Genomic DNA, 12,465 nt, shown 5'->3' on the forward strand with positions numbered 1-12,465 from the left:
GCCCCCTCAGTCACTTCGTGACAGCTCCCCCGCTCAGCGGGGGAGCATCTTGCGCCCCGTCACGAGAAGAATGCCGCCGCACACCAGCGCCAGGGCGGCGGCGTTCTTCCAGGCCAGCACCGGCTCGCGCAGGAACAGGGCCGACAGCAGCACCCCGAACACCGGGATCAGGAAGTTGAACACCGCCAGCAGGCCCACGGGATTGTGCTTGAGCAGCAGGCTCCACAGCGCAAAGGCGGCCGCCGAGAGCCCGGCCATATAGGCGAGCAGGGCCAGCGAGCGGGCGTCGAAGGCCTCCAGGTGGCCGCCGGCCACCGCGCCGATCGCCAGCAGCACGGCCCCGCCAATGGCCAGTTGCCAGCCGGTCATCACCATCGGGTCGATCGTCTGCGAGATCGCCCGCCCCCAGATCGAGCCGGCCGCCAGCACAAAGGCGGCCGCGACGACAAAGCCCTCGCCCAGCAGGCTGAACTCAAGGTCGAAGCCTTTCCCGCCCAGGTTCACGGCCAGGACGCCGGCGAAGCCCAGCAGGCAGCCCGCCACCTTGCGCGGCGTCAGCTTGTCATTGGGGAACAGGAAATGGGCCAGCACCACGCCGAAGAAGGCCCCGGTGGCGTTCATGATCGACGACTTCACGCCGGTGGCATGAGCCAGGCCGATATAGAAGAACACGTACTGTAGCGTGGTCTGAAAGACGCCCAGGCCCAGGAGGCGTCCGATCTGGTCGCGCGGAACGGCCACCGACCTGCGGCTTAGAACCGCCAGGACCAGCAGGATCAGCCCCGCCGCCAGGAACCGCCAGCCGGCGAAGAGCATCTGGGCGGCGGTGTCGGTCTTGGCCACGTGCAGCAGCGCATAGCCCGCCTTCACCGCCGGAAAGGCGCTGCCCCAAAGGAGGCAGCAGAACAGAGCCACGCCGACGACGAAGCGGCGGTCGCTGTAGAGGGTGGCGGAGGTGGGCAAAACGCGGCCTGCAAAAGACATCGCCGCCCAGCGCAAAGCGGAGCGGCGACGGAGGATCTTTGTGAGGGCCTTCTAGTCCCTCAGAGTCTCGGCTTCAACAGCAGCGCGACGCCGCCCCCTACCGCAGGCTCAGCTTGGCCTTCTGGAGATCGGCGCTGGCCAGCTTGGGGGTGTCTTCGTTGCTCACCGGCGCGCCGCCCTCGGCCAGCATGCGGTCGATGCGGGCCTTCTGCGAGCGGAACGAGGCCAGCTCCGCGCCCGCCAGGATGGTGCCCTGCGGCACCTTGGCGCCGATCGGATTGACCCGCTGGCCCTTCAGCCAGACCTCGTAGTGCAGGTGAGGCCCCGACGACATGCCCGTGGAGCCGACATAGGCCACGACCTGCCCCTGCCGGACGCGCATGCCCGGCTTGATGCCCTTGGCGTAGCGCGAGATGTGGGCGTAGCCGGTGTCCCACTGGCCCGAATGGCGGATGCGCAGCCAGTTGCCGTAACCGGCCCAGCGACGGGCCTCCAGCACGACGCCGTCGCCGGCGGCCAGGATCGGCGTGCCCGTGCCGGCCCCGAAGTCGACGCCCTGGTGGGCGCGGTTGTAGCCCAGGATCGGGTGACGACGCAGGCCGAACTTCGAGGTGATCCGCGCGCCGTCCACCGGCGTGCGCAGCAGGAAGCCTTTGATGTTCTTGCCGGTCTCGTCGAAGAACTGGCTCTTGCCGTCCTCACCCTTGCGGTCGAAGGCGTAGAACTTCTGGCCCTTGACCTCGGCGTACTCCAGGTCGCCGGCCTCGATGGTGCGGCCGCTCTCGGTGACCTTGCGCTCGAAGATCAGGCAGAAGCGGTCGCCTTCCTTGATGTCGCGCGAGAAGTCGATCTTGTGCGAGAACAGCTTGGCCGCTTGGCTGATCACCGCCGGGGTGCCGCCGACATTGGCGACGCTCTCGTAGAACGAGCCGTTCATCTCGCCGCAGGCCACCTGCTGCTCGTCGCGGACCTCTTCCTCCATCTCGCGCAGGCGCAGGGCGCCGTCGAAAGTGCGCGAGACGGTCAGGGTCGAGGACGGGCTGGTGCGCATCGACAGGCCGACCAGACGGGCCGGACCGCGCTCGCTACGACGCTGGGCGACGGCGGCCTCGAAGGCCATGCCGGCCTTGATATTGACGGTGTCGATGGCGCCTTGCAGCGTCGCCACGACCTGGCGGGCTTCCTCCGGCGCGACGCCCGTGCGCAGCACCGCGCCCTGCAGCGTCTCGCCTGGGCGGACCTTGACCTCGATGTTCTCAGGACGCTCGAAGCCGGGCTGGGCCTCGGCGCTGGCGAAGGCGATATGCTGCAAGGCCACGAGCGCGGCGGGATCGAGCGGCGCCTTGGCGAGCGGGGCGGCGGCGTCATTGGCCGTCAGCTTCCAGCCCAGGCCCAGAGCCAGCAGGCCGGCGACCGCGGTGAAAACCCGCGGCGCCCAGCGCGTCGCGCTGCGTCGTGGATCGAATTCCTGCATCGGTCCCCCGTCGGTGTCGATGCCGCGTAAGTCAAAATGACACGGCTGGGAAGCCCCCCAGCAAGCGTCGCGCCGGATCTTGTCGACCCTCGCGCTCGGCGGCGTGGACTATTCCGCGCCTTTGTCCTTTTGTCACGGGCAAGGTTAAACTTCGCCGGCGGGCGAAGCGTAACCTTATGATCTAAAATAGAAAACGCCCACCTTTTGGGTGGGCGCTTCTGGGTACGCTTTACTGTTACGCTTACTAAATTCCGACGACTCAGGCGGCGTTGACCGCTTCATTCGGATCGCGCAGCACATAGCCGCGGCCCCAGACCGTCTCAATGTGGTGCTTGCCGTGCGCCGAAGCGGCCAGCTTCTTGCGCAGCTTGCAGATGAAGACGTCGATGATCTTCAGTTCCGGCTCGTCCATGCCGCCATACAGGTGGTTCAGGAACATTTCCTTGGTCAGGGTCGTGCCCTTGCGCAGGGAGAGGAGCTCCAGCATCTGGTACTCCTTGCCGGTCAGGTGAACGCGGTTGCCGTTCACTTCCACCGTCTTGGCGTCCAGGTTGACCACGATGTCGCCGGTCTTGATGACCGACTGGGCGTGACCCTTCGAACGACGGACCACCGCGTGGATACGGGCGATCATTTCGTCCTTGTGGAAAGGCTTGGTCATGTAGTCGTCGGCGCCGCCGGCGAAGGTCTTGACCTTGGTGTCGATTTCCGACGAGCCCGACAGGATCATGATCGGCGTGTTGATCTTCGCGACCCGCAGGGTGCGCAGAACATCGATGCCGCTCATGTCGGGAAGATTGAGGTCCAGCAGGATAAGATCGTAGTCGTAGATCTTGCCCAGATCGACGCCTTCTTCACCCAGATCCGTCGTATAGACGTTGAAGCCTTCAGACTTCAGCATCAGTTCGATGGTCTGCGCCGTCGCGCTGTCATCCTCGATCAACAGTACGCGCATGAGCCCCTCCACGCCAACACTGGCGTATTCGAACGTCTTTGGCGGGAGTCCGCCGGTGAAACCCTTCGGCCACTTTGCCGGAGAGTTAATTTAAGACTGGTTAATGGTGAATGTTTCCCGTTGGACGAATGGTTAATCTGATTTGCGAATCGGGTGCAAGCCGCGTCGGACCGCCTGAACACATTGGTCGCAGGCGTCGCAGGGGGGCATTTCAGCGCTCTTTTTTGCCCCGAAAAATCGATAAAAATGAGGCCTGGAAAGCGGTTCGAACAACGTTACCGCGTTAAGAACCGCCGCCGACCGTTCGCCTCGCAGGCGAAATCGCGGCGTTCTGTCGCGAGATTTCTCCCAACCGTCCACACCTGTTTTGGACGCTCGCCGCACTGCGCCGCGACACCCGGTCGCGGACGATTTTAGTCGGCGTCGTCCGCCAGCCAGCCCGCCGCGCGGAGCTTGGCCACCGAAGCGCGGCTCACAGGAGCGGTCTCGCCGTCGACCAACCTCAGGCGAAGGTTGCGGCCGTCACGCTCGACGCCCGTGATCGCTCGCCGCGCCACCCACCAGGAGCGATGGGTCTGCAGGCCCTCGACGCCGGAGAGCATCGCGGTGACCCGGGCCAGCGGGCCCATCTCGAGGCGCGAACCGTGCTCGGTGCGGATGCGGACATAATGGTCCTCCATCCGCAGGTAGAGGACGTTGCCGGCGTCGGCGCTCGGCGTCGCCTCGGACGGCCCGGACTTCAGGGAGGGGACCACCGCCGGGCGAGCGGACGCCGGTCCGACCTGTCGCGCGCGCAAGAAGTAGGAGCCCACCACCAGCGGGGCGGAAATCGCCAGGCATTGGCCAAACCACGCGGGCAGCGGCACCGCTTCGACAACCGCCGGCCAGAAGGCGATGGCGAACAGGCGGATGGGCGCCCCCAGGAGCACCGTTCCCAGCAGGATGACGACCGGAAGCGCCGTCCAGTCCGGGAAACCCAGGCGTGCAGCGCCAGCCGTCCCCAAGCGCGTCAGGGTCCCGAACAGCACCATGCCGAAGACGACGCTGCAGACCCAGTAGGCGACGCGCACCGCCGGCCCGTCGTTGAAGAAGCTGCCGAACGGCCCCATCAGGCCCAGCAGGATTCCGATGACGACCGCGACAGAGAGGTCGATCGTCCACTCGCGGGCCGTGCCCAGCAGGGGCGGTTTGGAAGCGTCAGCGCTCATGACCGGATCATTAGGCGAGCCGAACGGAAGTCGCCACCCCGCGCCCGTTCGCCGGCCCGCGAACCCATTCGCCCATTCGCGCAGGAGCGCTGGCGGCGGCCGGAAGCCACCGTCAAAGCAACCTCATCGCTCATCTCAAGGGACCACCCGGACCGCCATGTCGCTTCGTGCTCTTTTCGCCGCCGCCAGCCTCGCCGTCGCCGCGCTCGCCTCGCCCGCCCTCGCCGACAACGCCGGCTTCATGGTGCTGAAACAGCCCCGCGCCGAGGGCCCGCCGCTCGAGGTCGGGATCTGGTATCCGACCAAGACCACACCCGCCTTCATGCCGCTGGGCTCGTGGGGCCACACGGTCGCCGCCGGCGCGCCGGTCGCGGGCGAGGCCCTGCCGCTGATCGTCATGTCGCACGGTAACGGCGGCTTCTTCGGGGGTCACGCCGACACCGCCCAGGCCCTCGCTGAGGCGGGCTTCGTGGTCGCCGCCCTCACCCATCCCGGCGACAACTACAAGGACCAGAGCCGCGCCACGGCCATGGCCGACCGCCCCGCCGCCCTGTCGGCCCTGATCGGCTGGATGCTGGAAGCCTCGCCGCTGAAGGCCAAGCTGGACCCGGCCAAGGTCGGCGCCTTCGGCTTCTCGTCGGGCGGCTTCACGGTGCTGGCGGCCGCCGGCGGCAAGCCGGACCTCAGCCTCGTTCCCGCCCACTGCCAGGCCCATCCGAACGACTACGCCTGCAAGCTGACCGCCGGTCGGCCCCTGCCCGCCGATGCGCTGACCGCCCCCTGGGTTCACGATGCGCGTATCAAGGCCGTGGTGTCGGCCGCCCCGGCCCTGGGCTTCGCCTTCGGCAAGGACGGCCTGAAGGGGATCACCGCGCCGGTGCAGTTGTGGAAGGCCGCCGACGACGAGATCCTGCCGGGCGACGCCTACGCCGAGTTCGTGCACCGCAACCTCAAGCGCAGGCACGACTACCGCGTGGTGAAGGGCGCCCGCCACTTCGACTTCCTCACCCCCTGCCAGACCGCGCCGGTGGGCGGGACCCAGATGCTGTGCGCCAGCGCCCCAGGCTTTGACCGGAAGGCGTTCCACCAGACGTTCAACACCGAGGTCGTGCGCTTCTTCACCCACCAATTGGTCGCACCCAACAAAGCGACCGCGACGCGCTGAGTTCATTCCCGATTAACCACGTTGGCCGAGTCTGGCGCCTGCTGTTTCGGGAGCCGTCTTGCGTAGCCTCATCGCCGCCGTCGAACGTATCGATCCGCTGACCATCTATGGTCGGGTGGCCGCGGTGAACGGGCTGCTGATCGAGGTGCGCGGCGGCCTGACCCGCCTGGCCGTCGGCGCCCGGGTCGAGATCGAGCGCTTCGGCCAGAAACCCCTGCCCGCCGAGGTGGTCGGCTTCCGCGAGACCCGCGCCCTGCTCATGCCCTTCGGCCCTGTCGAGGGCGTGGGTCCGGGCGCGGAGATCCGCATCGTGCCCGAAGGCGCCGTGGTCCGCCCGACCAAGGCGTGGCTGGGCCGGATCATCAACGCGTTTGGCGAACCCATCGACGGGCTAGGCCCCCTGCCCCAAGGCGAGGTCCCCTACCCGCTGAAGACCTCGCCGCCGCCCGCCCACGCGCGCGGCCGGGTCGGAGAGCGCCTGGACCTGGGCGTGCGGTCGATGAACGTCTTCACCACCACCTGCCGGGGCCAGCGTCTGGGCATCTTCGCCGGCTCGGGCGTCGGCAAGTCGGTGCTGCTGTCGATGCTGGCGAAGGAAGCCACCTGCGACGCCGTGGTCGTCGGCCTGATCGGCGAGCGGGGCCGCGAAGTGCGCGAGTTCGTCGAGGAGACCCTGGGCGAGGAGGGCCTGCGCCGCGCCGTCGTGGTGGTCGCCACCTCCGACGAACCGGCCCTGACCCGCCGCCAGGCCGCCTACATGACCCTGGCGATCAGCGAGTACATGCGCGACCAGGATCAAGAGGTCCTGTGTCTGATGGACTCGGTCACCCGCTTCGCCATGGCCCAGCGCGAGATCGGTCTGGCCGCCGGCGAGCCGCCGACCACCAAGGGCTACACCCCCACCGTCTTCACCGAACTGCCCAAGCTCTTGGAGCGCGCGGGGCCGGGCCCGATCCGTCCCGACGGCACCACCGCCGCCCCGATCACCGCCCTCTTCACCGTGCTGGTCGACGGCGACGACCACAACGAGCCGATCGCCGACGCCACGCGCGGTATCCTGGACGGCCACATCGTCATGGAGCGGGCCATCGCCGAGCGCGGCCGCTTCCCGGCCATCAATGTCCTGAAGTCGATCAGCCGGACCATGCCGGGCTGCCAGCACCCGCACGAGCGCGACATCGTCAAGGGCGCGCGCCAGGTGATGGCCGCCTTTTCGAACATGGAAGAGCTGATCCGCATCGGCGCCTACCGCGCCGGGGCCGACCCCGTGGTCGACCGCGCCATCCGCCTGAACCCGGCGATCGAGGCTTTCCTCAGCCAGGATAAGGAAGAAGCAACCAGTCTCGACGACTCTTTCGGGATGCTGGGGCAGATCCTGCAGAGTGAGTACTGATCGTGACCAAGTGGGCCGCCTCTCTGATCCGGATCTCCAACCACGAGGTCGAGACGCTGCAGAAGCGCCTGGCCGAGATCACCGAACGGCGCATGGCCGCCGAGATGCGCGTCACGATGCTGGACGCCGAGGCCGAGGCCGAGGCCAAGAACGCCGAGAGCGACGCTTCGGCCGGCTGGTACATGATCGGCTATCGCGAGGGCTACAAGCGCCGCCGCGCCGACATGCTGGTCCAGATCGAGCAGTGCCAGCAGGAAGAGGCCGGGGCCCGCGACGCCCTGTCCGAGGCCTTCGAGAACCTCAAGAAGTACGAGCACGTCGCCGAGCAGGCCAAGATCCTGGCCGCCAAGAAGCTCGGCGCCTTTGAAGCCGCCCAGATGGACGAGCTCAGCATCCGCCGCGCCGCCGTCGGCGGTCGTTAACATGAGACGGCTCACGCGCCGGTCCGCGATCACCTCCGCACTGGCGCTCTCAGCCTGCGCGCGCGAGGTCCAGAGCCAGCCCATCCCCGACACGCCCCTGAAGTCGATCGCCTCGACGCCGATGGGGGCCTGCGTCCAGCGCCATCAGCTGGACGAGCCGGCCTTCGCCGCCCTGCTCACCCGTCACTACGCCCAGCTCACGCCCGAGTGGGAAATGAAGATGGAGTACATCCTCCAGGACGACGGGCGGTTCCGGTTCGATCGTCCCGACGCGATCGCCGACTTCGCGCGCCGCAACGGCATGCGGCTGTATGGCACCACCTTGGTCTGGTACGCCCAGGCCATGCCGGCCTTCGTCAAGCTGGACGGCCAGGGCAAGCCGTTCGCCGACGCCTACCGCAACTACATCCTGGCGGTCGCGGGCCGCTATCGCGGACTGGCCTCGGGCTGGGATGTGGTCAACGAGCCGGTGGACGACAATGGCGTTGACCTTCGCCCGTCGCTCTGGACCCGCAACCTGGGGGTCGACGAGCACATGGTCCTGGCGTTCCATCACGCCAAGGAGGCCGATCCGGACGCGGTGCTGTTCATCAACGAGTACCATCTCGAGAACAATCCGACGAAGCGGGCGACGTTCATGCGCCTGGTCGAACGCCTGCTGAAGGCCGGCGCGCCAATCGGCGGGATCGGCACCCAGAGCCACCTGGACCTGGACTTCTCCCGCCCGGGGATGGGCCGGGCGGCCATGCGTGATCTGGCCAGCTTTGGCCTGCCGATCCATGTTTCCGAACTGGACGTGTCTCTGGGCGAAAAGCCCAACCTCGCCCGCCTGCCCGACCTGCTGAACCGGCAGGCGGACCTGACCCGCGAGCTGGCGCAGGCCTATATGGACCTGCCCCCCGCACAGCGCTTCGCCTTCACCGTCTGGGGCGTGCGCGACAGCGACTCCTGGCTGCGCGGCCAGAACGGCCAGCGACCCTGGGATCAGCCGCTGCCGCTGGATCCGGCCGGTCGCCCCAAGCCGATGTTCCAGGCCTTGGCCGAGGTGCTGTCGGGCTAGCGCTGCTCGCTTCACGAAATCTCAAGCGGCCTGCGACAGACTGTCCGCATGAAACTGATCCACGCCCTGCAGGACATGGACAGCGACCAGTCGCTGTCGGCGCGCTTTCGTCGAGCCCGCGCGGCCCGCGTCGTCGCCCTGATCGAGAAGACCTTCGCCGAGCGCGGTCAGTGCCGGATCGCCGACCTGGGCGGTGAGCCGACCTACTGGAACATCCTGTTCGACCGCGCCTTTCTCGAGGCCAACAAGGTCCATATCAGCCTGTTCAATCCCCAGCCGTTCACGGTGGACGACCCGCTGTTCACGGCCGTGGTCGGCGACGCCTGCGACCTGCATGAGCACGCCGACAACAGCTTCGACCTCGTTCACTCCAACTCGGTGGTCGAGCACGTGGGCGACTGGGTGCGGATGGAGGCCTTCGCCCGCGAGTGCCGTCGCCTCGCCCCGCGCTACTATGTCCAGACGCCGTATTTCTGGTTCCCGATCGAGCCCCACTTCTCCGCGCCGTTCTTCCACTGGCGCTCGGAGCAGGCGCGCGCGCGTCGCCTGATGAAGGGGCCGCTGGGTTTTTCGGAAAAGGCCCCCGATATCGGCGCGGCCATGCGCGACGTCCAGCACGCGCGACTCCTCGACAAGGCCCAGTTCCGGTTCCTCTACCCCGACGCCCAGCACGTCGATGAGAAGATTGTCGGGCTGACCAAGTCGCTGATCGCGATCCGAGATTGACGCTCCGCCGCGTTCGGAGTGGTTTTTCCTATCCATCCGATAAGAACAATCAATTTTACCGATGGGCGAAAAGGTAGTGTCCTCCGGTCGCCGGGGTGATGAACACACCTGCGCGGAGGAACTCGCCAATGGACGCCAAGGTCGAAGACAATATCGCGGGCCAATGCCCGATGGGCCACGGTCGTGGCCGCGCCAACCGTGACTGGTGGCCGCAGAACCTGCGCCTGGAAGGGCTGAACCAGCATTCGCCGCGCTCCAATCCGATGGGCGAGGCCTTTGACTACGCCGAGGCGTTCAAGACCCTCGACCTGAACGCGGTCATCAGTGACCTGCACGCCCTGATGACCGACAGCCAGGACTGGTGGCCGGCCGACTTTGGTCACTACGGCGGCCTGTTCATCCGTCTGGCCTGGCACAGCGCCGGTACCTATCGCATCACCGACGGCCGCGGCGGCGCGGGCGGCGGGCAGCAGCGCTTCGCGCCGCTGAACAGCTGGCCGGACAACGCCAACCTCGACAAGGCCCGGCGCCTGCTGTGGCCGATCAAGCAGAAGTACGGCGCCAAGCTGTCGTGGGCCGACCTCTACGTGCTGGTCGGCAATGTCGCGCTGGAGTCGATGGGCTTCAAGACGTTCGGCTTCGCCGGCGGCCGCGCCGACCAGTGGGAGCCCGAGGAGCTCTACTGGGGTCCCGAGGGCTCATGGCTGGGCGACGAACGCTACAGCGGCGAGCGTGAGCTGGACTCGCCCCTGGGCGCTGTCCAGATGGGCCTGATCTACGTCAACCCCGAAGGCCCGAACGGCAATCCCGACCCGCTGGCCTCGGCGCGCGATATCCGTGAAACCTTCGCTCGCATGGCGATGAACGACGAGGAAACCGTCGCCCTGATCGCCGGCGGCCACACCTTCGGCAAGACGCACGGCGCGGGTGATCCCTCCCTCATCGGTCCCGAGCCGGAAGGCGGCGCGATCGAGGACCAGGGCCTGGGCTGGAAGAGCAAGTACGGCACGGGCGTCGGCGCCGACGCTATCACCGGCGGCCCTGAAGTGATCTGGACCCAGACGCCGACGCGCTGGAGCAACCACTACTTCGACAACCTGTTCAAGTACGAGTGGGAGCTGACCGAAAGCCCGGCCGGCGCCAAGCAGTGGCAAGCCAAGAACGCCCCGGCCGACATCCCGGACGCGTTTGATCCCAGCAAGAAGCACGCGCCCCGCATGCTGACCTCGGACCTGGCCCTGCGCTTCGACCCGGCCTACGAGAAGATCTCGCGCCGGTTCTACGAGAACCCGGACCAGTTCGCCGACGCCTTCGCCCGCGCCTGGTTCAAGCTGACCCACCGCGACATGGGCCCGATCGGCCGCTATCTGGGCCCGCTGGTGCCGAAAGAAGAACTGATCTGGCAGGATCCGATCCCCTCCGTCGACCATCCGCTGGTTGATGATCAGGACGTCGCCGACCTGAAGGCCAAGATCCTGGCCACCGGCCTGTCGGTGTCGGAGCTGGTCTCGACCGCCTGGGCCTCGGCCTCGAGCTATCGCAAGTCGGACAAGCGCGGCGGGGCCAACGGCGCCCGCATCCGCCTGGCGCCGCAGAAGGACTGGGCGGTCAACAACCCGCCGGTCCTGGCCAAGGTGCTGGCGGTTCTCGAAGGCGTCCAGCAGGCCTTCAACGCCACGGCCGGTCGCGGCAAGAAGATTTCGCTGGCCGACCTGATCGTGCTGGGCGGCGCGGCGGCCATAGAGAAGGCGGCCAGGGACGCCGGAACGACCGTCACGGTGCCGTTCGCGCCGGGCCGCATGGACGCCTCGGCCGAACAGACTGACGCCCACTCGTTCGAGGCGCTGGAGCCCCGCTCGGACGGCTTCCGCAACTACCGGGGTCCGGGCAAGCACTTCATGGCCCCGGAAGAGGCCCTGGTCGACCGTGCCCAGCTCCTGGGTCTGTCGGCGCCGGAGATGACGGTTCTGGTGGGCGGCCTGCGCGTCCTGGACGCCAACGCCGGCGGCTCCAAGGACGGGGTGTTCACCGATCGCCCCGGCGTGCTGACCAACGACTTCTTCGTCAATCTGCTCAGCATGGGCACGACCTGGAGCCCGACGGCGGCCAACGCCTTCGCCGGTCATGACCGCAAGTCCAGCGAGCCGCGCTGGACGGCGACCCGCGTCGACCTGATCTTCGGCTCCCACGCCGAACTGCGGGCCTTCGCCGAGGTCTATGCCTGCGCCGACGCGCAAGAGAAGTTCGTCTGCGACTTCGTCACCGCCTGGAACAAGGTGATGAACGCCGACCGCCTGGATCTGGCGGCTTAGGATCTGGCGCCTGAAGATCGAGAGGCCCCGGCGGAGACGCCGGGGCCTTTTTTCTTTCCAGGGTTAATTCGACGTCATGACCATCTTGTAAGTTGAGACTTACTTGACGGGTCCGTACATCGCGCGACCTCGGCGCATAACGCCGATCAGTGAACAGCAAAAGGTGAGCGTCTTACCGGCGCGCGGCGGTCGTCGCGCGCGACGGGAGCGGCTTGCCGTGTCGAAAGGAAACCCCGCAATGATCCACCACCTGTCCGTCTCCGCCGCCGATCCCAAGGGCGCGGCCGAGTTCTTCGCCGACGTGATGAACGGCGTCGTCGTCGACTTCCAGCCGAACCCTGGCAGCTACATGGTGTTCAAGGCCGACGGCCATGGCACCGGCATCGAGATCTATCCCGCCGGCAGCGTCATGGTCCCGAACGGCGACCCCGGCGCGGTGTGGGAGCTTCAGCCGGCCGACGCCGACCGCCGCACCTCGACCCACTTCGCGCTCAGCGTCGACAAGAGCCTCGACGAGGTGATGGAAAAGGCCAAGGCGCGCGGCTGGCAAGCCTATGTCTGCGATCGCGGCGGCCACTTCCACGTGATCGAGGTGTGGATTGAGAACACCTGGCTGGTCGAGCTTCTGCCGGCGACCTTCGCCGCCGAGTATCTGGGTTTCGCGAACGCCGTCTGTGAGATGGCCGACCCCAATCGCGCGCTGGATTCCCACCAGCCGCAGGCTCGCACGCTGGAGCAGGCGTAAGAACAACCCGCCGTCCCGGTT

11 protein-coding genes are annotated in these 12,465 nt (G+C 67.4%); 7 read left to right on the forward strand and 4 right to left on the reverse strand.

From position 1 onward, the window contains the following. Window positions 1-33 precede the first annotated feature (33 nt). The 4 genes from J2X45_RS16450 to J2X45_RS16465 form a co-directional block, all read right to left on the reverse strand. The gene (locus tag J2X45_RS16450; RefSeq protein ID WP_310216864.1) at window positions 34-963 is read right to left on the reverse strand and encodes a DMT family transporter; all 930 of its coding nucleotides are present in this window, start codon (window positions 961-963) and stop codon (window positions 34-36) included. A gap of 118 nt (window positions 964-1,081) precedes the next feature. Next, on the reverse strand, window positions 1,082-2,458 hold the full coding sequence (locus J2X45_RS16455; protein WP_310216868.1) for a peptidoglycan DD-metalloendopeptidase family protein: 1,377 nt from the start codon (window positions 2,456-2,458) through the stop codon (window positions 1,082-1,084). Window positions 2,459-2,717: 259 nt separating this feature from the next. Further along, the gene (gene ctrA / locus J2X45_RS16460) at window positions 2,718-3,413 is read right to left on the reverse strand and encodes a response regulator transcription factor CtrA (RefSeq protein ID WP_062094333.1); all 696 of its coding nucleotides are present in this window, start codon (window positions 3,411-3,413) and stop codon (window positions 2,718-2,720) included. Window positions 3,414-3,826: 413 nt separating this feature from the next. Continuing rightward, window positions 3,827-4,621 carry a LytTR family DNA-binding domain-containing protein gene (locus J2X45_RS16465; protein WP_310216871.1) on the reverse strand — a complete coding sequence of 265 codons (795 nt, stop codon included), beginning with the start codon at window positions 4,619-4,621 and terminating at the stop codon, window positions 3,827-3,829. A 157-nt stretch (window positions 4,622-4,778) separates the two neighbouring features. Between J2X45_RS16465 and J2X45_RS16470 the strand changes: the two genes are divergently transcribed. From J2X45_RS16470 to J2X45_RS16500, 7 genes are all read left to right on the forward strand, one after another. Further along, entirely contained in the window at window positions 4,779-5,786 is a 1,008-nt protein-coding gene (locus J2X45_RS16470) for a CocE/NonD family hydrolase (RefSeq protein WP_310216874.1), read from the forward strand. A 58-nt stretch (window positions 5,787-5,844) separates the two neighbouring features. After that, window positions 5,845-7,179 (forward strand): flagellar protein export ATPase FliI, encoded by a 1,335-nt coding sequence (gene fliI / locus J2X45_RS16475; protein ID WP_310216875.1) that lies wholly within the window; start codon window positions 5,845-5,847, stop codon window positions 7,177-7,179. A gap of 2 nt (window positions 7,180-7,181) precedes the next feature. Then, window positions 7,182-7,601 carry a flagella biosynthesis chaperone FliJ gene (gene fliJ / locus J2X45_RS16480; protein ID WP_310216877.1) on the forward strand — a complete coding sequence of 140 codons (420 nt, stop codon included), beginning with the start codon at window positions 7,182-7,184 and terminating at the stop codon, window positions 7,599-7,601. A gap of 1 nt (window position 7,602) precedes the next feature. Beyond that, entirely contained in the window at window positions 7,603-8,661 is a 1,059-nt protein-coding gene (locus tag J2X45_RS16485) for an endo-1,4-beta-xylanase (protein ID WP_310216879.1), read from the forward strand. Window positions 8,662-8,709: 48 nt separating this feature from the next. Beyond that, complete coding sequence (locus tag J2X45_RS16490; protein ID WP_310216883.1) at window positions 8,710-9,387, forward strand: methyltransferase domain-containing protein; 678 nt, start codon at window positions 8,710-8,712, stop codon at window positions 9,385-9,387. Between the two features lie 95 nt (window positions 9,388-9,482). Beyond that, window positions 9,483-11,699 (forward strand): catalase/peroxidase HPI, encoded by a 2,217-nt coding sequence (katG, locus tag J2X45_RS16495; RefSeq protein WP_310216887.1) that lies wholly within the window; start codon window positions 9,483-9,485, stop codon window positions 11,697-11,699. A 238-nt stretch (window positions 11,700-11,937) separates the two neighbouring features. Continuing rightward, window positions 11,938-12,444, forward strand: coding sequence for a hypothetical protein (locus J2X45_RS16500; protein ID WP_310216889.1), 507 nt, complete (start codon window positions 11,938-11,940; stop codon window positions 12,442-12,444). Window positions 12,445-12,465 lie beyond the last annotated feature (21 nt).

Origin of the sequence: Caulobacter sp. BE264 (genome assembly GCF_031457805.1) — a bacterium.
GTDB lineage: Bacteria > Pseudomonadota > Alphaproteobacteria > Caulobacterales > Caulobacteraceae > Caulobacter.

Coding starts and splice junctions, on each gene's coding strand:
- J2X45_RS16485 (WP_310216879.1), top strand. CDS start 7,603: ATGAGACGGCTCACGCGCCGGTCCGCGATCACCTCCGCACTGGCGCTC.
- J2X45_RS16465 (WP_310216871.1), bottom strand. CDS start 4,621: ATGAGCGCTGACGCTTCCAAACCGCCCCTGCTGGGCACGGCCCGCGAG.
- J2X45_RS16490 (WP_310216883.1), top strand. CDS start 8,710: ATGAAACTGATCCACGCCCTGCAGGACATGGACAGCGACCAGTCGCTG.
- J2X45_RS16500 (WP_310216889.1), top strand. CDS start 11,938: ATGATCCACCACCTGTCCGTCTCCGCCGCCGATCCCAAGGGCGCGGCC.
- J2X45_RS16470 (WP_310216874.1), top strand. CDS start 4,779: ATGTCGCTTCGTGCTCTTTTCGCCGCCGCCAGCCTCGCCGTCGCCGCG.
- J2X45_RS16455 (WP_310216868.1), bottom strand. CDS start 2,458: ATGCAGGAATTCGATCCACGACGCAGCGCGACGCGCTGGGCGCCGCGG.
- ctrA (WP_062094333.1), bottom strand. CDS start 3,413: ATGCGCGTACTGTTGATCGAGGATGACAGCGCGACGGCGCAGACCATC.